General features: G+C 71.3%; 15 protein-coding genes and 1 pseudogene. 8 read left to right on the top strand and 8 right to left on the bottom strand.

Annotation, left to right across the window (positions count from 1 at the left end):
- Positions 1-120 (top strand): annotated as a pseudogene (locus ACSEEN_RS00975) (IS30 family transposase); the annotation flags it as partial.
- A 108-nt stretch (positions 121-228) separates the two neighbouring features.
- Entirely contained in the window at positions 229-1,377 is a 1,149-nt protein-coding gene (locus ACSEEN_RS00970; RefSeq protein WP_440712011.1) for a transposase, read from the top strand.
- Positions 1,378-1,741: 364 nt separating this feature from the next.
- Here ACSEEN_RS00970 and ACSEEN_RS00965 read toward each other — a convergent pair whose 3' ends face one another.
- Genes ACSEEN_RS00965 through ACSEEN_RS00945 form a run of 5 tightly spaced genes read right to left on the bottom strand, consistent with a single transcriptional unit; the run spans position 1,742 to position 5,696 of the window.
- Entirely contained in the window at positions 1,742-2,896 is a 1,155-nt protein-coding gene (locus ACSEEN_RS00965; protein ID WP_440712009.1) for an FAD-dependent monooxygenase, read from the bottom strand.
- A 4-nt stretch (positions 2,897-2,900) separates the two neighbouring features.
- Positions 2,901-3,719 (bottom strand): crotonase/enoyl-CoA hydratase family protein, encoded by an 819-nt coding sequence (locus ACSEEN_RS00960; protein WP_247867410.1) that lies wholly within the window; start codon positions 3,717-3,719, stop codon positions 2,901-2,903.
- Positions 3,719-4,849: a thiolase family protein gene (locus ACSEEN_RS00955; protein ID WP_247867409.1), complete on the bottom strand. Its 1,131-nt coding sequence runs from the start codon at positions 4,847-4,849 to the stop codon at positions 3,719-3,721. Before ACSEEN_RS00955 ends, ACSEEN_RS00960 begins: the two co-directional genes overlap by 1 nt.
- Positions 4,850-4,869: 20 nt before the next feature.
- Entirely contained in the window at positions 4,870-5,457 is a 588-nt protein-coding gene (locus ACSEEN_RS00950; protein WP_298445652.1) for a DUF488 domain-containing protein, read from the bottom strand.
- Complete coding sequence (locus tag ACSEEN_RS00945; protein WP_247867407.1) at positions 5,454-5,696, bottom strand: hypervirulence associated TUDOR domain-containing protein; 243 nt, start codon at positions 5,694-5,696, stop codon at positions 5,454-5,456. Before ACSEEN_RS00945 ends, ACSEEN_RS00950 begins: the two co-directional genes overlap by 4 nt.
- A 201-nt stretch (positions 5,697-5,897) precedes the next feature.
- Between ACSEEN_RS00945 and ACSEEN_RS00940 the strand changes: the two genes are divergently transcribed.
- The 6 genes from ACSEEN_RS00940 (at position 5,898) to ACSEEN_RS00915 (ending at position 17,501) form a co-directional block, all read left to right on the top strand.
- A complete protein-coding gene (locus ACSEEN_RS00940) occupies positions 5,898-10,064 on the top strand; it encodes a bifunctional nitrate reductase/sulfite reductase flavoprotein subunit alpha (RefSeq protein ID WP_440712008.1) in 4,167 nt (1,388 codons plus the stop codon).
- 182 nt (positions 10,065-10,246) lie between these two features.
- A complete protein-coding gene (locus ACSEEN_RS00935) occupies positions 10,247-11,860 on the top strand; it encodes an HNH endonuclease signature motif containing protein (RefSeq protein ID WP_440712007.1) in 1,614 nt (537 codons plus the stop codon).
- Positions 11,861-11,963: 103 nt separating this feature from the next.
- Positions 11,964-13,703: an NTP transferase domain-containing protein gene (locus tag ACSEEN_RS00930; protein WP_247867404.1), complete on the top strand. Its 1,740-nt coding sequence runs from the start codon at positions 11,964-11,966 to the stop codon at positions 13,701-13,703.
- A gap of 126 nt (positions 13,704-13,829) precedes the next feature.
- Positions 13,830-16,364, top strand: coding sequence for a nitrite reductase large subunit NirB (gene nirB, locus ACSEEN_RS00925; RefSeq protein ID WP_440712006.1), 2,535 nt, complete (start codon positions 13,830-13,832; stop codon positions 16,362-16,364).
- A gap of 1 nt (position 16,365) precedes the next feature.
- The gene (nirD, locus tag ACSEEN_RS00920) at positions 16,366-16,788 is read left to right on the top strand and encodes a nitrite reductase small subunit NirD (RefSeq protein ID WP_247867402.1); all 423 of its coding nucleotides are present in this window, start codon (positions 16,366-16,368) and stop codon (positions 16,786-16,788) included.
- A complete protein-coding gene (locus tag ACSEEN_RS00915) occupies positions 16,785-17,501 on the top strand; it encodes a sirohydrochlorin chelatase (protein WP_440712005.1) in 717 nt (238 codons plus the stop codon). The genes nirD and ACSEEN_RS00915 overlap by 4 nt, the downstream gene beginning before the upstream one ends.
- Here ACSEEN_RS00915 and ACSEEN_RS00910 read toward each other — a convergent pair.
- Genes ACSEEN_RS00910 through ACSEEN_RS00900 form a run of 3 tightly spaced genes read right to left on the bottom strand, consistent with a single transcriptional unit; the run spans position 17,482 to position 19,292 of the window.
- Positions 17,482-17,901: a type II toxin-antitoxin system VapC family toxin gene (locus ACSEEN_RS00910; protein ID WP_440712004.1), complete on the bottom strand. Its 420-nt coding sequence runs from the start codon at positions 17,899-17,901 to the stop codon at positions 17,482-17,484. The two genes, ACSEEN_RS00915 and ACSEEN_RS00910, sit on opposite strands and share 20 nt — an antisense overlap.
- On the bottom strand, positions 17,898-18,137 hold the full coding sequence (locus ACSEEN_RS00905) for a type II toxin-antitoxin system Phd/YefM family antitoxin (protein ID WP_247867399.1): 240 nt from the start codon (positions 18,135-18,137) through the stop codon (positions 17,898-17,900). Before ACSEEN_RS00905 ends, ACSEEN_RS00910 begins: the two co-directional genes overlap by 4 nt.
- 45 nt (positions 18,138-18,182) lie before the next feature.
- Complete coding sequence (locus ACSEEN_RS00900; protein WP_371308014.1) at positions 18,183-19,292, bottom strand: uroporphyrinogen-III synthase; 1,110 nt, start codon at positions 19,290-19,292, stop codon at positions 18,183-18,185.
- Positions 19,293-19,387 lie beyond the last annotated feature (95 nt).

Raw genomic sequence — 19,387 nt, 5'->3', positions numbered from 1 at the left:
CTGTACCTCGAAGCGATCGCCCGCGAGCTCAACGAGCGGCCACGGCAGTGCCTGGGCTTCTACACTCCACGGGAAGTCTTCGAACGCCTACTGAAGGACAACGTTGCTTCCACGAGTTGACACCGCCGGGTCCTGCGGTGCGATGATGAGAGTTCCTACACAACCATCACACACACAGGGCCCATGACCGAGACTACTTCCTACGTCGCTGACACGATCTGCTGAACTATCGAACTCGGGGTGACGATCAGCAATGCCGCGGTCGACCCGCAGGACCGCACCCACTTGTGGTGCCAAGTCATCGGCCCCGACGCCCGCTGTCCTGGCTGCGGGACCGCCGGGGAACTGCGTGATCACGCCGACCGGGTCCTGACCGATGTACCGCTGGCCGGCTACCCGGTCCTGCTGCACGTCGCGGTCCCACGATTCGTGTGCCACACCAGCAGCTGTGACCGCACGATCTACCGCGCCGGCATCGACCGGATCGCCCGATCTCGTGAGGCCATCACCACCCGGACACGCCGGTGGATCTGCCAGCAGATCGTGGTGAACAAGATGAGCGTGTCGGCCGTCGCCGCACAGCTGGGGCTGACGTGGAAGACGGTCAACCAGATCGCACTGGATGCGGCGCGTTCGCTGGTCTACGACGGCGGTCATCTCGACGGTGTCCGGCACCTCGGTGTCGATGAGCACAAGTGGAAACACGTTCGCGGACAAGGTGATCCGAGCTACGTCACCGTCCTGATCGACCTGACCCCGGTGATCGACGACACCGGGCCCGCCAGGTTGCTGGACGTCATCGGCGGCCGGTCGAAGAAGGTCCTCAAAGAGTGGATGGCCGCCCGCAGCCAGCAGTTCCGCGACCGGGTCAGCAGCCGCCAGCGCGTCCAACAGGTGACCTGCGGGCACCGCGGCCGCAAAGGCGACCCGCTCTACAAGGTCCGCCGGATTCTGCACACCCGCACCAGCCTGCTCACCGACAAACAGAAGATCCTGCTCTTCGAGTCGCTGACCAGTCACGACGATCACGTCGCGGTCGAGATCACCCACCAGATCTACCAGCAACTCATCGACGCCTACGAGCACCCGAAACGTCGCGAGGGCAAGAAACTCATGTACAAGGTCCTGCGCCGGATCCGACAGGGTCTGCCCGCCGGCCTCACCGAACTGGCCGGGCTCGGCCGCAGTCTCTGGGCCCGGCACAAGGAGATCCTCGCCTACTTCGACACCGGTGTCTCCAACGGGCCCGTCGAAGCCATCAACGGACGCCTAGAACACCTTCGCGGGATCGCCCAGGGCTTCCGCAACCTCGATCACTACATCTTGCGGTCCCTACTACACTCCGGTCAGCTCGCCGACAGAATCAACGCACTCTGAAAGTTGAAGAGCCTTCAATCCTTGCACCCATAGCAAACGAACCCGAGCCTCTTGTTCGGCCGTCACCTTGCGCCGCTGTGGCGGGACTCCAGCTTTACGCAGAATCATTCGAATCGAGTAGTTGCTGACGCCGTAACACTCGGCAAGTTGGGCAAGGCTCGTGCCTCCTGCGACGTATGCGGCAACGATGGTCTTTCGGTCGGCGTCATCGATCCTGCCAACGAGTCGGCGGCCCGTAGGTCGGGCCGGGAACGCAACCGGTTCACGGTCCCGTAAGGCAAGGCACCTCTCAAGGAGACAAGGCGCCTCCCGCATGCCTGAGTACCGTCCCAGTGTGTGCACTCTGTCGGCGTCCACCGGCGGCTCACCCATCCGGCCGGACCCGTTCCCACGCCGCACGACCGGCGACGTCCCGCAGGTGCGCCAGGAACACGCCCTCCGGCACCAGACGACTCGCGCGCAGACCCGCGGTGACCACCGCGGGAGCGCGGACGTTCAGCGCGCGGCCGATCAGGGACGACTCCCGGACCACGCGTCGCACGCGGCGCCGTCGTGCCCGGACGAACTCTGAGCCCGCGGCGGCCGGAGAATCGCGCCGGCTCACCAGGATGGACAGCGTCACGGCGTCTTCGATCCCCTGGCAGCCGCCCTGGCCGAGGTGCGGGCGCATCGGGTGCGCGGCGTCGCCGATCAGCACCGTGGCGCCCGACCGCCACACGCCGGCGACCTTCCGGTCGCGGATGTCGCCCCGCAGGATCTCTCCCGGCGGGGTCGCGCCGACCAGCCGCGGCAGCGGATCAGGCCACGACCGCAGAAGTTCGGTCACCGCCGCCGCTTCGGCCGCAGCGATCCCGTCCACGCTGCCGCCGGGCGGCCCGGGACGGCTGAGGAACCAGTACGTACGACCCCCGCCGATCGGCAGGTGCCCCGTCTCCAGGCCGTCGCCGAGGGTCTGCCCGGCAAGGTGATCACCGAGCGGCAGATCGGCGATACCGCGGTAGGCGACGTAACCGGCGTACCGCGCCCCGAGCGGCCCGTTGAGTGCACGGGCCACCACCGAACCCACACCGTCCGCCCCGATCAGCAGGTCCGCGCCGATCTCTTCTCCGTCGTCGAGACGAACACCGGCGGTACCGGCGTCCACCCCGGCCACCCGTGCACCGAACCGGACCGTCCCCGGTGTGAGAGCACCGGTCAGCACATCGCGCAGCGCGGCCCGCTCGATCACCGCGAGCGGTTCGCCGAGCGCCCGGGTCATCCGCTCCGGCTCGGGCCGCCGCAACCAGGTGCCGTCGCGCAGCCGCATGGCGCCACCCGCGACCCGGCCACCGGCCGCGCGCACCGCATCGCCGAGCCCGATCTCGTCGAGCGCGGCGAGAGCGTTGGGCCACACCGTGATCCCCGCGCCCGGCGACGTGTCGCCGCGCTCCTCCAGCACGACGACCTCGTGCCCGGCCCGTTGCAGGCCGGCGGCCGCGGTGAGCCCGGCGATCCCGGCCCCGACGACGGTCACGCGCATCGGTTCAGCGCCCCCGGTACGACCCGTCGCGCTTCTCCAGCAGCGCCGCCACCGCCTCGTGGTGGTCCTCGGTGTGGTGCGCGATCCCCTGCATCGCCGCCGACAACTCGAGCAACTGGTCCAGGCTCTGCCGCGACGACTCGCGCAGCAGCTTCTTGGTCATCCGGACGGCGACGGGCGGGTTCACCGCCACCCGATCGGCGAGTGCCCGGGCAGCGTCGAGCAGTCGCTCCGGCTCGGTCACCTCCGAGACCATCCCCCATTCCAGCGCGGTCGCCGCGTCGATGCGGTCGCCGGTCAGGGCCATCTCCGCCGCCCGCGCCGGACCCACGATGCGCGGCAGGAACCACGCGCCGCCGTCGCCGGGAATCAGGCCGACCTTCACGAAGCTCTCCGCGAAGAAGGCGCCGGTCGAGGCGATCCGCAGGTCGCACATCAGCGCCAGATCGCAGCCGGCGCCGATGGCCGCGCCGTTCACCGCCGCGATCACCGGCACTTCGAGGGTGTACATCGCTCGCGGAATCCGCTGGATCCCCTCTCGGTAGCCGACGCGCTGGGTGTGCGACGCACCGCCGAACAGGCCCTCCCGGGATGCCATGTCTTTCACGTTGCCGCCCGCCGAGAACGCCCGGCCGGCCCCGGTCAGGATCACCACGCGCACGCTCTGGTCACGGTTCACGTCGGCGACGGCGCCGACGAGCGCATCGATCACGTCGTCGTCGGAGATCGCGTTGAGGGTGGCCGGCTGGTTCAGCGTCCAGGTGACCACGTCACCGGTCCGCTCGACGATCAGGGGTGCGTGGTTCTCGGTGCCGGTACTCATCAGATCAACTCCACAATCGTCGCGTTCGCCATGCCGCCGGCCTCGCACATCGTCTGCAAGCCGTAACGGATTCCGTTGTCCCGCATGTGATGCAGCATGCGGGTCAGCAGGATCGCGCCAGAACCACCCAGCGGGTGGCCCACCGCGATCGCCCCGCCGAGCGGGTTGAGCACGTCGTCGGGCGCACCGGTCTCGGCCTGCCACGCCAGCGGCACCGGCGCGAAGGCCTCGTTCACCTCGAAGACGCCGATGTCGCCGATCGTCAGCCCCGACCGGGTCAGCGCCTTGGCGGTCGCGGCGATCGGCGCGGTCAGCATCATCACCGGATCGTCGCCCGCCAGCACCGCGCTGTGGATGCGCGCGATCGGCGCCCAGCCGCGCGCCGCGGCGTACTCGCCGGTGGTCACCAGCACCGCGCCGGCGCCGTCGGAGATCTGCGAGGAGTTGCCCGCGGTGATCACGCCGGCGTCGTCGAAGACCGTCCGCAGACCGGACAGCTTCTCCGGAGTGGTGCCGCGGCGCAGTCCCTCGTCGCGGGAGAGTCCGGCGATCGGTGCGAGCTGCCCGTCGAACGCGCCGGCGTCGGCGGCCGCGGCGGTGCGCTCGTGCGAACGCGCCGAGTACTCGTCGACCTGCGTTCGGCTGAGCCCCCATCGGCGCGCGACCATCTCGGCGCCGATCCCCTGGTTGAACCCGTCGACGCCGTAGCGGTCGAGTACAGACGCCGGATACGGCCGGCCGTCGCCGCGCGCCGAGCCCATCGGGACACGCGACATCGACTCGACGCCGCCGGCGATCGCCACGTCGTACTGGCCGGCGATCACCCCGGCGGCGGCGAAGTGCACGGCCTGCTGTGCCGATCCGCATCGCCGGTCGACGACGGTGGCGGGTACCGACTCGGGCCAGCCCGCGGCCAGCACCCCGACGCGGCCGATACTCCCGGCCTGGTCGCCGACCTGGCTCACGCAGCCCCACACCACGTCGTCGACGGTCGACGGTTCCAGATCCGTCCGTTGCGCCAGTGCGGTGAGCACGTGCGCCGTGAGATCGCCCGGGTGTACCCCGGCCAGCGTGCCGTTCCGTTTACCGATCGGCGTCCGGACGGCGTCGACGATGACTGCATCTCTCATGGGGCCGATTGTGCCAGTCGTCACTCTCGCCCGGATCCGCGGTCGTCCACACCTGCCGGGTGCCCGTCGGCGGTCTCCGGCGCCGGGTAGGTCAGCGTGCTATCGTCATCGATCCGCAGGAACGGTGTCGGCTCGGCGGGTTCGGTCGACGTCGCCGACATGATGTGGTGCACCGCCACGCCGTCGCACAGCAGGGCGTCGGTGATGAGCCGCCGGTGACAGCGCCACGGCACGGCCTCGCTGCACATGATCGCGACCCGGCCGCGACGGGCGAGGTCCGTCAATTCGGCCAGTCCCTCGGCGAACTCATCGGTCGCCATGTAGTCCGCGTAGTGGCTGAACGCCTTCACGCGCCAGCCTCCGTTCGGGCTCGGCGTGCCCGCCGGGGTGTGCCGCCGTCCGCCGAGCCGGGGCAGCCAGTGGTAGGCGATGTCGTCCGGCAACGCGTCCCGCAAGGCCTCCTGTCCCCACTGCGGAAAGGTGCGCGACGACGGATACGAGCGCACATCGACCAGATCGGTGATGCCGTTGGCACGCAGCATCGCCACCACCTCGTCGACGCTGCGCGTCGAGTGCCCGAGGGTGAAGACCTCCACCGGCCCGCTCACGGATCGATGCGGGTGAGTGCCCGGCCCCGGTGGAGCGCGACGTGATCGGTCTTGTCGCTGGCGATCTCGTACTGCGGATCGGCCGGGCTGCAGTGATGCGTGTACCCCTTGTAGTCGACATCGGCGGTATGCACCGCCGTGATCACACCGCTGACGTACCCGGCCTCGGAGTTCCACCGGACGTGATCGCCGACTGCGAAGGCCCGGTCGCCACGGGACCGATTCTCCTGCGTCGTCATCTCCGCGCCCCGTCCTCTCCCGCGACCGTCAGAGCTGAGACGGCCCGATGAATCCGACAGTACCCATCCGGTATCGCCTCCGCGCTTCTCTCGCGGCACCGCCGTCCGCACATGGCCGGTGCACGACGTGTGCGGGCGAGTTGATCTCCGGGTAACCACCGTCCGATCACCCCGAAACACCGCGCCGACAGCCTGGAGCACATGACCACCACGGCCGCAGGCACCGGCGCGACCAGCGTCGACACGGTGTGCGGCTACTGCGGGGTCGGCTGCGGTCTCACCCTGCAGATCGGCGGCGGCCGCATCACCGGAAGCAAGGGCACGTCGTCGCACCCGGCCAATCGCGGCCGCCTCTGCACCAAGGGCAACACCACGCATCTCATGCTCGAGGCTCCGGGGCGCCTCACCACGGCGTATCGGCGCGCTTCCCGCGACGACGACCTCCGGCCGGTCGCCGTGGACGACGAGGTGGCCCGCATCGCACAGCGTTTCCGGGAGATACACGACGAACACGGTCCCGGATCGATCGCCCTCTACGTCTCCGGGCAGATGTCGCTCGAGGCCCAGTATCTCGCCAACAAGTTCGTCAAGGGCTACCTGCGAAGCCCGCTGATCGAGTCGAACTCCCGGCTCTGCATGGCGAGCGCCGGCACCGGATACAAGCAGTCCCTCGGCGCCGACGGGCCGCCCGGCAGCTACGACGACCTCGATCACTCGAACCTCTTCTTCGTGATCGGCGCCAACATGGCCGACTGCCACCCGATCCTGCATCTGCGGATGATGGACCGGGTCAAGGCCGGCGCCAGACTGATCGTCGTCGATCCCCGCAAGACGGCGACCGCGGCGAAGGCCGACCTCCATCTCCCGGTCCGGCCCGGCACGGACATGGCGCTCCTCAACGGCCTGCTCCGGCTCCTGCTCGACGACGGCGCGGTGGACCACGACTTCATCGCCGAGCACACCGAGGGCTGGGAGCCGCTCGTCGAACTGCTCGCCGACTACCCGCCCGACATGGTCGCCGACATCACCGGGCTGTCCGAAGCGGATCTGCGCACCGCGGCGCGGTGGATCGCCGAGGCCGGTGACTGGGTGAGCCTGTGGACGATGGGCCTGAACCAGTCGACGCACGGCACCTGGCACACGAACGCCCTCTGCAACCTGCATCTGGCGACCGGCGCGATCTGCCGCACCGGAGCCGGCCCGTTCTCGCTCACCGGGCAGCCGAACGCGATGGGCGGCCGCGAAATGGGCTACATGGGCCCGGGGCTGCCCGGTCAGCGTTCGATCCTCGACCCCGGCGAGCGCGCCGCGACCGAGCGGATCTGGGGACTGCCCGAGGGGACCCTGCCGACGGCCGCCGGTGGCGGCACCATCGACCTCTTCGAGCAACTCGCCGCGGGACGGGTCAAGGCGGTCTGGATCATCTGCACCAATCCCGTCGTCTCCGTGGCGAATCGAGACGCGGTGATCGCCGGTCTGCAGGCCGCGGAGTTCGTGGTCGTGCAGGACGTGTTCGAGGGCGTCGAGACCACCGCGTACGCGGACTCGGTGCTGCCCGCCACGCTGTGGACCGAGTCCGCCGGGGTGCTGATCAACTCCGAACGGAACCTGACGCTGACCACACCCGCGGTGCCGCCACCCGATGCGGCCCGCCCCGACTGGCAGCTCATCGCCGATGTCGCCCGGGCCATGGGCTTCACCGAGGGTTTCGACTTCGCCGACGCCGCCGCGGTGTTCGACGAGCTCGCCCGATTCCACAATCCGAAGACCGGCTGGGATCTGCGCGGCGTCGACCATGCGCGCCTCACCGGCGGTCCCGTCCAGTGGCCGGCGCCACCGGGGTCGTCGTCGCGCAATCCGATCCGCTATCGCAACGACGGGATCAGCCAGACGCTCCACGTCCGCGACGACGGCACCGTCCCGCGCCTGGCCTTCCCCACTCCCAGCCGCCGCGCCCGATTCCTGGCCCGCCCGTATCTGCCGCCCGCCGAACTCCCCGACGACCGCTACCCGCTGCTGCTCACCACCGGACGGCTCGCGCACCAGTGGCACACGATGACCAAGACCGGCCGCGTCGCCAAGCTCAACAAGCTGAACCCGGGCAGCTTCGCCGAGATCCACCCCGATGACGCCCGCGTCCTCGGCGTCGCCGACGGCGACCCGGTCGAGGTGACCTCGCGCCGCGGCTCGGTCCGGGTCCCGGCGACGGTGACCGACGCGATCAGTCCCGGCCTCTGCTTCGTCCCGATGCACTGGGGCGGCGACGGACTCGCCGTCAACGCGGTGACGAACGACGCCGTCGACCCCGACTCGCTCCAGCCCGAGTTCAAACTGTGCGCCGTATCGGTGACCCCGGTCCCGCGGCCCGCACCGGAAGGAACCGCCCCGATGACCGCGCCCGCACCGCCCACCGATCCGCTCGCCGCCGATCCGCTCGCCGCGAATCGGCTCGCCGCCGCGTTCGCGGTCGCCGAGGTACCGGAGCCAACGGCGGCCGAGCAGGCGTTCCTCGCCGGACTGGTGCACGGCATCCGCGCCAACCCGCCGGCGGGCGACGTCCCGACCATTCCCGCCACCGCGCCACTGCGCACCGCCACCCGGCACTGGGCCGACGGCGTCCTCGCCGGATTCTTCTCCCGCACCGCCGGTTCTACCGCCCTCCCGCCGGCTGTGCCCGCCGAGGACGAGCCGACGACACTTCCCGTCACCGTCGTCTGGGCCTCGGTGACCGGCACCGCCGAGGAGTTCGCCGAGGGCTGCGCCGCCGCCCTCACCACCGAGGAGCGCACGGTCCGGCTCGCCGAGGCCGACCATGTCGGCATCGACGATCTCCGCGGCACGGTCCTGTTCATCGTCGCGACCACCGGCGACGGCGATCCCCCCGACGACGGTGCCGCGCTCTGGGACGCTCTGGCCGGTGCCTCCGCTCAGGACGTCGCCGAATTGCGGTACGCCGTCCTGGGATTCGGCGACTCGTCGTACGCGGACTTCTGCGGCTTCGCCCGCAAACTCGACGGCCGCCTGGAAACGCTCGGCGCCACCCGCCTGACCGGCCGCGTGTCGTGCGAACCCGACTACGAGGAGACGGCCGCCGCCTGGCTGTCGACGGTCACCGCCCTCCTCGACGATCCGTCCGCCGGGAACGGTGATCCCGACTCCACTCGATCAGCATGTGCACCGGCCCTGGGTGATCTCGACTCCGCTCGATCAGCATGTGCACCGGCCCACGAGGGTCGAGCGGAGTCGAGACCACACACCTACTCCAAGAAGAACCCCCTGACCACCCGGCTGATCGCCAACGACCTCCTCACCGCCGAGGGCTCGGCGAAAGAGGTGCGGCGCTTCGCCTTCGCGCTCCCCGACGACACCCTCACCTACGACACCGGCGACGCCCTCGGCGTCTGGCCCCGCAACTCCGCGCCGCTGGTCGACGAGTGGCTCACCCTGACCGGGCTCGACGGCGACGAACCGGTCGATCTCACCGGCGAGCCGATGACGCTGCGTGCCGCCCTGACCGATCACCTGGAGATCGCCCGGATCACCGGCGACCTGGTGCGCTTCGTCCACGCCCGGCACGACACCGCCGATCTCGCGGCGCTGCGGGGCGACCCCGCGGCGCTCGCCGACTGGGCCTGGGGCCGCCAGAGCGTCGATCTGCTGGCGCGGTACCCGGTCACCGCGACGGCCGCCGACTGGCTCGGCATTCTGCGGAAACTGCAGCCGCGCCTGTACTCGATCTCGTCGAGCCCGCTCGTCGCACCGGACCGGGTGGAGGTCACCGTCTCCGCGGTGCGGTTCGACGCTCCCGGCGGCGCGCGCCGCGGCGGCGTCTGCTCGACCTATCTCGCCGATGCCGACGACGACACTCCGGTCCGGATCTTCGTCCAGCGCAACAAGAATTTCGGCCCGCCGGAGGATCCGGCCGCCCCGATGGTGATGATCGGTCCGGGCACCGGCGTCGCCCCGTTCCGCGGATTCTTGCAGCACCGCGCCCACGCGGGCGCCGACGGCCCCAACTGGCTGTTCTTCGGCGAGCAGCACCGGGACACCGACTTCTACTACCGTGACGAACTCGAACGGTTCCACCGGGAGGGCACCCTGAACGAACTGGACCTCGCGTTCTCCCGGGACCAGGAGGAGAAGGTCTACGTGCAGGATCGCATGCTGACCCGAGCCGCTGATCTCTGGTCGTGGATTCAGCGGGGTGCGCACGTCTACGTCTGCGGCGACGCCGCCCGGATGGCCCGCGACGTCGACCTCGCGCTGCGGCGCATCGTCGCCGAGCAGGGCCGCCTCTCCCCTTCCGCGGCCGACGCCTACGTCACCGCGCTGGCCGCCGAACGCCGCTACGTCCGCGACGTCTACTGACCCAGAGATGGCCTAGATGAGTGATTCCCGGTAATCGGGACGCCCGGCTGGGCCGGGTAGGCACGATGGCTGCAAATTACTCGAAAGTAAGTTCTATCCATCTGTTGCATACACATCATGGTGTGCGTTATCCTGAGGTAGGAGAAGAACCATCCACCACCGGCCGGCAAAGGGGGTCCGCGATGAGCGACGACGACGCGTTCGACGCCCACGGCCTGGTGGCCGGCCTGTCACCCGCCGAGCTGGCCGCGGTGAGTGTGGCCGTCGAGGAATCGCTGGCCGGAGCGCCGTGGGGCGCCCTGCCGGAGGATGGCCTGCTGGATCTGCTCGAATCGCGGGAACAGGCCCGCCGCACAGGTGTCGGGGTGGATGCGGCGTTGCTGGTGGAGATCTCCGACCGCGGCGCCTGCCAGCGCGCCGGCTACAACACCGTGCACCAGCTGCTGACCCAGGGGCTGCGGATCGGGGAGGGCGAGTCCCGGCGGCGCCGGGTGGTGGCGGCCTCGATCGGCCGGTTCACCGCCATGACCGGCCAGCGTCTCGATCCGAAGTTCCCGGCGACCGCGGCCGCGGTGGCCGACGGGGCGATCGGTGAGACGCACGTATCGGTGATCGAAGAAGTGATGGACAAAATCCCCACCTCGGTCGACCCGGAGGCACGGGCCAAGGCCGAGGCCATGCTCGCCGACGCCGCCCGGCGGCTCAATCCGGCCGGGCTGACGATGGTCGGCAACCGGATCCTGGCCCACCTCGACCCCGACGGCACCCTCGCCGACGACAAAGACCGCCAGCGGCAAGCGAAGTTCCGGCTGTCGGCGCAGGACCGGCAGTTGATGTCGGCGGTGCAGGCCCGGATGACGCCGCAGTTGCGGGCGGAGTTCGAGGTCGTGTTCGTCCAGTGGGCCGCCCCGGGCATGAACAACCCCGACGATCCGGACTCCCCGCACGGTGCGGCTGATCAGCCGGGCCTGGATCCCGCGGTTCTGGCTGCCGCTGCTGAACGCGATGACCGGTTGTTGGGGCGGCGCCAGCACGACGCTCTCCTCGCGCTCCTCGTCTGGGTCAATGCCCAGAACACCCATGCGCGCCCGGAGAGTCTGCGCAATCAGATCGTGGTCACCGTGACCGATGAAGACCTGGCCCGCCAGGCTGGGATCGCCTGGACCACCACCGGCACCCGGATTCCGGTGTCGGACCTGGTGACGATCGCCGCGAACGCCGTGCCGTACCTCGCGGTGTTCGCCAAGGCCACCGGGCAGCCGTTGTACCTCGGCCGCGCCCACCGGCTCGCCTCCCGGGCGCAACGGCTGGCGCTGTTCGCCCGCGACCGGGGCTGTACCGCGCCGGGGTGTACGCGCCCGTTCGCCCAGTGCGAGATGCACCACATGCCCGACTGGCAGGACGGCGGCCCCACCGACGCCGACCATCTCGGCGGGGCCTGCGGGACGCATAACCGGTGGAACGGCAAACAACCCGGAACCTGGGAATCCACCGTCCTCACCAGCGGCCCCGACAAAGGCCGCGTCGGATGGCGCCCCGCCGGACGCGCCGGGCCGTGGATCATCAACCCCCTGTTCCACCCCGACAAACTCCGCACCGGCCCAGACACCCCCGCCGAAGACCGCAGTCCGCCACCGACCGTGAACCACCGGCTCGGCGACACCGGCGCGCAGGCCGGGGGCCCTGGCGTCGAGGCTCCTCGCCCCAAAGGGCTCGTCACACCTCAACCGGCGGACGCCACAGACACCACCGGCTCCGGTGTCGAACGCCTCCTCGAACAGCACCTGGCCGCCTGACCACCACCACGGTGGCCAGGCCACCAGGGCGCGCGCCGCCTCTGCCCGCGAACGCCGCCATGTCCATCACCGACACCGGGAATCACTCATCTAGGGTCGATGCATGACATCGAGCGGGGGTTCCTTCGACGCGATCGTCCTCGCCGGGGGCCGGGCCCGGCGACTCGCCGGGGCCGACAAGCCCGCCGAACTGGTCGGCGGGCGGCGACTGCTCGACATCGCCCTCGACGCGGTGGCCGGCGCCGGCCGGATCGTCGTGGTCGGACCGGACCGCCCGCTCCCGCCCGGCGTCCTGGTGACCCGCGAGGACCCGCCGTACAGCGGGCCGGTCGCCGCCGTGGCCGCCGGGACGGCCGCCCTCGAGGCCACCGACGACGCCGGTAGCGCCTACGACCGGCCCGTCGTCCTCGTCGCCAGCGATCTGCCGGAGATCACCGCGGCGCAGATCGACGACCTGCGGGCCGAACTGGAGCGATCCCGGGTGCCGGTCGTGCTGGCCGCCGATGCGGGCGGGCATCCGCAATACCTGCTCGGCGTCTGGCGGCGCGCGGCGCTCGCACCGCTGCGGCACGCCCCGGCCGATTCGTCGATGCGCTCACTGATCCCCGGCAACGCCGTCTTCCTCCCGGTGTCCGGCACCGGCGACGTCGACACCCCCGCCGACCTCGCGACCGCCCGCCGCGCCGCGACGCCCCGCGGCCTCGAACCGGCCGCCGCCCGCGCGGTCCTCCTCGACCGGCTCGCCCCGCTGCCACCGGTGGTTCTCCCCCTCGATGACGCCGCCGGCGCGGTCCTCGCCGACCCGCTGGTCGCCGCCGCCGCGTTCCCGCCGTTCGATGCCGCCGCGATGGACGGCTACGCGGTGGCCGGCCGGTCGCCGTGGCGGCTGGTCGACGCTCCCCGCGCCGCCGGGCACCTCGACACCCCGCCCCTGCAGTCCGGCTGCGCCGCACCCATCGCGACCGGCGCGGCGCTGCCGCCCGGCGCCGAACGCGTGGTGCGGCACGAGGAGGTCACGCTGGCCGGCGGCGTGCTCACCGAGACCTCGACCGGCCGGGACGACACCCGGCGCACCGGCAGCGCCTGGCCGCGCGGTGCCACCCTCGCCGCTGCCGGCACCGCCGCCGACGCCGCCGTCCGCTCCGTCGCCCGCGCCGCCGGCGTCGAACGACTGACCGTGCGCGGCCCCCTGGCGGCTCGCCTGCACACCTCCGGCGACGAGGTGATCCCGGCCGGCGGCCGGCCGCGTGCCGGATCGATTCCGGACACCGCCTCCGGCCCGGTGGCCGACGTCCTGACCGGAGCGGGGGTCCGCGTCACCGCGGGCGGCCACCTGGACGACCGCCCCGGCGTCTTCGCGCAAGCGGTGGCCGAGCCGAATGCCGACCTCGTCGTCATCATCGGCGCCACCGGCCACGGCATCGCCGACCATCTCCGCACCGCACTAGCCACCGCGGGCGCGCGGATACTGCTCGACGGGCTGTCACTCCGGCCCGGCGGATCGCTGATCGCCGCCCAAATACCCAGTGGCACAGTGATTCTCGGACTCGGCGGCAATCCGCTCGCCGCGGTCGCGGGCATCGCGGTGCTGCTGCCCGCGCTGCTCGACGCGCTCCTCGGCCGCCGCCCCGCCCACCCCGACATCCTGGTGCTGGACGACGACACCCGGGCGCACCGCCTGCCCGGGCGCTGGCGCGTGCTGCCCGTCGAACCCGACGGTCGTGGCCGCTGGACGGTCACCACCGGTCACGGCACCGGCCACCTCGCATCGATGATCGGCCATCGCGGCCTCGCGCTGGTCCCGCCGGAGGGCTCCCCGGCCGGCGTCGAACGCCTCCGCTGAGACCTCACAGCGCCGGGTTCGCCGCTGTGCGGCCGATGTGACGGCGCGGCCATCTCCGAGGCAACGTCCGTGCAACACCCCCTTCCTACCGTGGCGTCATCGTCAGCAACAGGAAGGACCCGCGCGATGAGCAAGACCGTTGTCGTCGTCGGCCACGGGATGGTCGGCCACCGCTTCATCGAGGCCCTGCGTACCCGGGACACCGGGAACGACTGGACCGCGATCGTGCTCGGCGAGGAGACCGATGCCGCCTACGATCGCGTGGGCCTGTCGGGATACGTCGGCGCGTGGGACCGCGGCGCACTCGCCCTGCCCGGCAACCGCTTCGACGACGATCCGGCCGTCGAACTGCGGCTGGGCACGGCGGTCGCCGCCGTCGACCCCGCGGCCCGCACGGTGCGCACCGCGACCGGTGAGCAGATCCGGTACGACGCCCTGGTGCTCGCGACCGGCTCGTACGCCTTCGTGCCACCCGTCCCCGGGCACGACCTGCCCGGCTGCCACGTCTACCGCACGCTCGACGACCTCGACGCGATCCGCACCGATGCCCAGGCCGCGCTCGCGCGCGACCCGAACGCCGTCGGCATGGTGGTCGGCGGCGGCCTGCTCGGCCTCGAGGCGGCGAATGCCTTGCGCCAGTTGGGGTTACGGCCCCACGTGGTGGAGGTGAATCCGCGGCTCATGCCGCAGCAGGTCGATCCGGGCGGCGGCGAGCACCTCGCCCGGATGATCGGTGACCTCGGCATCGACATCAGCCTCTCGTCGGGCACCCGGGCGATCGAGGCGAATCCGGGCGGCGGCCTCACGGTGACCCTGGCCGACGAGACGAGCGTCGACATCGGCCTGCTGGTCTTCGCCGCCGGAGTCCGCCCGCGCGACGAGCTCGGCCGCCAGGCCGGCCTCGCGCTGGCCGAGCGCGGCGGCATCCTCACCGACGCCGCCTGCGTCACCAGTGATCCCGACGTGTACGCGATCGGTGAGGTCGCCGCGATCGACGGCCGCTGCTACGGCCTCGTCGGGCCCGGCTACGCCACCGCCGAGGTGGTGGCCGACCGCCTCGTCGGCGGCGACGCGACCTTCCCCGGCGCCGACCTGAGCACCAAACTCAAGCTCCTCGGCGTCGACGTCGCCAGCTTCGGCGACGCCCTCGGCACCACGCCGGGGGCGCTGAACGTGGTGGTGAGCGATCCGGTCGGCGGCACCTACGCCAAGCTGGTGCTGTCCGACGACGCGCAGACCCTGCTCGGCGGCGTGCTGGTCGGCGACGCATCGTCGTACGGCATGCTGCGACCGCTGGTCGGTTCCACGCTCCCCGGCGACCCGGTCGCGCTGATCTCCCCCGCCGCCGAGGGCGGCGAGACGCTGGGCCTGGGCGCGCTGCCCGATGACGCGCAGGTCTGCTCGTGCAACGACGTGTCCAAGGGAGCGCTGTGCTCGGCGATCGCCGACGGCTCGTGCACCGTCGCCGATCTGAAGAAGTGCACGGGCGCGGGCACGTCGTGCGGATCGTGCGTGCCGCTGCTGTCCAAGCTGCTCAGCGAATCGGGTGTCACGCAGTCCACCGCGCTCTGCGAGCACTTCGGGCAGTCGCGCGCCGAACTCTTCGAGCTGGTCCAGGCCAGCGGGATCCGTACCTTCTCCGGCCTGATCGAGCGGTTCGGCACCGGCACCGGCTGTGACATCTGCAAACCCACGGTGGCCTCGATCCTCGCGTCGACCGGCTCGGACCACATCCTCGGCGGTGAGCAGGCGTCGCTGCAGGACACCAACGACGCCTTCCTCGCCAACATCCAGCGCAACGGCACCTACTCGGTGGTGCCGCGCGTGCCCGGCGGGGACATCACGCCCGAGCACCTCATCCTGATCGGCGAGATCGCCCGCGACTTCGGGCTGTACACCAAGATCACCGGCGGCCAGCGCATCGACATGTTCGGCGCCCGCGTCGAGCAGCTGCCGCAGATCTGGCGGCGGCTGGTCGACGGCGGCATGGAATCCGGGCAGGCCTACGGCAAGTCGCTGCGGACGGTGAAGAGCTGCGTCGGCTCGGACTGGTGCCGGTACGGTCAGCAGGACTCGGTGCAGATGGCCATCGACCTCGAACTCCGCTACCGGGGCCTGCGCTCCCCGCACAAGCTGAAGATGGGTGTCTCCGGCTGCGCCCGTGAGTGCGCCGAAGCGCGCGGCAAGGACGTCGGCGTGATCGCCACCGAGAGCGGCTGGAACCTGTACGTGTGCGGCAACGGCGGCATGACGCCGAAGCACGCGCAGCTGCTCGCCGGCGACCTCGATTCGGCGACGCTGGTCCGCTACATCGACCGCTTCCTCATGTACTACATCCGCACCGCGGACCGGCTGCAACGCACCGCGCCCTGGCTGGATGAGCTCGACGGCGGTCTCGACCGGCTTCGCGCGGTGGTCGTCAACGACGCCCTGGGCCTGGCCGACGACTTCGAGGCGGCGATGGCCCGGCACGTCGACGGCTACTCCTGCGAGTGGAAGGGCGTGCTCGACGACCCGGAGAAGCTCGCCCGATTCGTCTCCTTCGTCAACGCCCCGGAGTCACCCGATCCGACCGTCGCCTTCGGCGATCACCACGGCCGCAAGGTCCCCGTCCTGCTGGGCGAACCGGCCTTCCCCGCATCGAGCCGCACAGGAGCCTGACATGACACTCAACTTCGATCTGCACCGCTGGACGCGGGACTGGACCGCGGCCTGCCACCTCGACCGGCTGGACCGGCTGCGCGGCGTCGCCGTGCTCCTGCCCGACGGCGCCCAGGTGGCGCTGTTCCGGCTCGCCGACGACCGTCTCAAGGCGATCGGCAACATCGACCCGATCGGGCGCGCGGCGGTCCTCTCCCGCGGAATCGTCGGCGACCGCGGCGGCTTCCCGGTGGTGCAGTCACCGCTGAAGAAGCAGGCGTTCAGCCTGATCGACGGCCGCTGCCTGGACGCCGAAGGCGTGTACGTGCCGGTCTACGGCACCCGGATCGGGCTCGACGGCACGGTCTTCGTGTCCAACTCCCCCCAGGTGCGGTTCGGCTACCGGCCGGCCCCCGCCGCCGCTCCGGAACAGGTGCCGTCGTGACCGTGGTGCTGGCCGCGCACGGCACCCGCAATCCGCACGGCGTCGCGATGATCGGCGACCTCGCCGCGGCCATGTCGCGCCGCCTCGAGGAGACGGTGCGGGTCGCCTTCGTCGACGTCCTCGGGCCCAGCCCCAGCGACGTGCTCGCCGCGCTGCCCGACGACGAGCAGGTGGTCGTGGTTCCGGCGTTCCTGGCCCGCGGCTATCACGTGCGGGCCGATCTGCCGGCGCACCTCGCCGCGGCCGGGCACCCGCGCACGGTGCTGACCCCGGCACTCGGTCCGTCGCCTGCGCTCGCCGATGCGGCGTCCGGGCGCCTGCGCGAGGCCGGATACCGGCCCGGCGACACCGTGGTGTTCGCCGCCGCGGGATCGTCCGATCGCCACGCCGTCACCGACGTCCGCCGCGCCGCCACCCGGCTGGAGTTCGTCCTCGGCACAGCGGTGACCATCGGTTTCGCCGCGCCACCCGCCGGTTCGGCGTATCCCGGGATCGCCGACGCCGTCCGCCGCGCCCGCCGCCGGCCCGGCCGCGTCGCGATCGCGTCGTATCTGCTCGCCGACGGCCTCTTCCAGCGCCGCCTGGCCGACTCCGGCGCGGATCTCGTCGCGGCCCCGCTCGGCCTGCACCCCCGCGTGGTCGACCTGGCCTGCCGCCGCGTCCTCGCCGCTCAGCAACGGCACGCGGACCGACTCAGTCCGTCCAGGGGTTGATCACCCGGGCACCCGTTGCCGAGAAATCCGCGGTGTTCCGAGTGACCACCGACATGTCATGGACAAGAGCCGTCGCCGCGATCAACGCATCTCGTTCCGGGCTGGGGTCCGGAACATGAAGTCCCGCCGCGCGCCGTGCGACCTCCAGGTCCACCGGCAGGATCCGGCCGCGAAAGGCGTCGAGTACCTCGTCGTCAAGCCACCGCCGGAGTCGATCAGCCTGAACTCGATCACGTCGCTCGATTCGCCCGATTCCTACTTCGATCTCGAGGACCGTGACCACGCTCAGATAGAGCTGCGCATCCACGCGTGCCGAAATCCAGGCTCGAACGGCCGGGGAGGCTGTGCGCTCGGACTTGCGTAGTTCGCTCAGGACGTTGGTATCGAGAACGAAGTTCACAGCTCGGGAATCCGCAGCCCGACTCCGATCGGCTCGGGTTCCCAATCGAGATCATCATCCATACTCAGCCGTGAGACCAGCGTCCTTTCGCCACCACGGATCCGTTCGTACTCCTCGATCGACAGAAGAACGAATGCAGCCTGTCCGCGATCCGTGATGAGCACCGGCCCCTCGGCCGCAGCGCGCTTGACCGAACTCGGGTCGCGATTGAACTCGCGCGACGTCACTGTCGTCATCTCTCCCCCCTAGATGGTAGTTACGTAACTACCATACCCGGCGGATCAGGCTACGGCCAGGCGGTAGCCGCGCTTGACGACCGTCGCGATGATCTCGCGGGCGCCCAGGGCGGTGCGAAGCCGGCCGATGGCCACCTCGACGGCGTGCGGGTCGTCGCCGGCCGCCGGAAGCAGTTCCAGCAGGGTGTCCCGGGACAGCACCTCTCCCGGCCGGACGGCCAGTGCCTTCAGCAGGGCCAGCCCGGTCGCCGACACCTCGCACTCGGATCCGTCGACCACCACGGCATCGGCACGCACCCCGAGCCGATGCCCGGCGACATCGAGTTCGGGACGGCGCGCGGGCAGATCCTCCCCGACCAGCCGCGCGAGCGCACCGAGGCGCATCCGGTCCGGCGCCACGCTCGGGACACCGATCCGCTCCAGCGGCGCGGCCGTCACCGGGCCGACGCAGTACACCACGACCCGCTCGGTCAGCGCGTGGCGCAGCGGCCCGGACAGGCCGAGTTCGGCCGCCCGGATCAGCACCGATGCGACGGCGGGCGCCGAGGTGAAGGTCACCGCGTCGATCCGGCCACCGGCCAGATCGGTGATCAGCGCGTCGAGCGCGTCCCGGTCGTCGGGCGTCTTCCACCGGTAGACGGGCACCCCGATCACCCGGCCGCCGAGCTCGACGAGTCCGTCGAGAAAGCCCGGATTGGGATCCCACTCGTCCGTCGCGCCGTGCAGCTGCACCGCCACCCGGCGGCCGTCCAGATCGTCGCGGGTGAGCATGGCGAGCAGTTCCGCGGTCGACTCGGACTCCGGCGACCACTCCTCCCGCAGCCCCGCGGCGCGCAGCGCGCCGGTCGGCTTGGGGCCGCGCGAGATCACCCGCGCGCGCCCGAGCGCCGCGAGCAGATCCTCGGCCAGACCCCAGCCGTCGGCGGCCTCGATCCAGCCGCGGAAGCCGATACCGGTGGTCGCGATGAGCACGTCCGGCGGGTCGGCGATGAGGTCTTCGGTCACCGCGCGGAGCGTGACGTCGTCGTGCAGCGGCACGATCGCGATGGCCGCGGCACTGCGCACCCGCGCGCCCCGCCGCTGCAGGAGCGTGGCGAACTCCTCGGCCCGGCGGGACGCGGTGACGGCGACCGTGAATCCGGTCAGGCTGGTCATGAGGCAATTGTCGCAGACCGGATACACCGCTCCGCACCCACGATGTTCGGCCGGCCGAACGCCGCCGGTGGCGGTCTGCGCGTCCAGTAGCATGC

Source organism: Gordonia marina (assembly GCF_052036135.1).
GTDB lineage: Bacteria > Actinomycetota > Actinomycetes > Mycobacteriales > Mycobacteriaceae > Gordonia.
Note: the sequence above shows the minus strand (reverse complement) of the source record. Positions and strands in the feature narration are given on the sequence as shown.

Bases quoted from the DNA above. Each gene is read 5' to 3' on its own strand.
- ACSEEN_RS00935 (WP_440712007.1), top strand. From the start codon at position 10,247: ATGAGCGACGACGACGCGTTCGACGCCCACGGCCTGGTGGCCGGCCTG.
- nirB (WP_440712006.1), top strand. From the start codon at position 13,830: ATGAGCAAGACCGTTGTCGTCGTCGGCCACGGGATGGTCGGCCACCGC.
- ACSEEN_RS00900 (WP_371308014.1), bottom strand. From the start codon at position 19,292: ATGACCAGCCTGACCGGATTCACGGTCGCCGTCACCGCGTCCCGCCGG.
- ACSEEN_RS00960 (WP_247867410.1), bottom strand. From the start codon at position 3,719: ATGAGTACCGGCACCGAGAACCACGCACCCCTGATCGTCGAGCGGACC.
- ACSEEN_RS00945 (WP_247867407.1), bottom strand. From the start codon at position 5,696: ATGACGACGCAGGAGAATCGGTCCCGTGGCGACCGGGCCTTCGCAGTC.
- ACSEEN_RS00940 (WP_440712008.1), top strand. From the start codon at position 5,898: ATGACCACCACGGCCGCAGGCACCGGCGCGACCAGCGTCGACACGGTG.
- ACSEEN_RS00965 (WP_440712009.1), bottom strand. From the start codon at position 2,896: ATGCGCGTGACCGTCGTCGGGGCCGGGATCGCCGGGCTCACCGCGGCC.
- ACSEEN_RS00905 (WP_247867399.1), bottom strand. From the start codon at position 18,137: ATGACGACAGTGACGTCGCGCGAGTTCAATCGCGACCCGAGTTCGGTC.
- ACSEEN_RS00955 (WP_247867409.1), bottom strand. From the start codon at position 4,849: ATGAGAGATGCAGTCATCGTCGACGCCGTCCGGACGCCGATCGGTAAA.
- nirD (WP_247867402.1), top strand. From the start codon at position 16,366: ATGACACTCAACTTCGATCTGCACCGCTGGACGCGGGACTGGACCGCG.
- ACSEEN_RS00930 (WP_247867404.1), top strand. From the start codon at position 11,964: ATGACATCGAGCGGGGGTTCCTTCGACGCGATCGTCCTCGCCGGGGGC.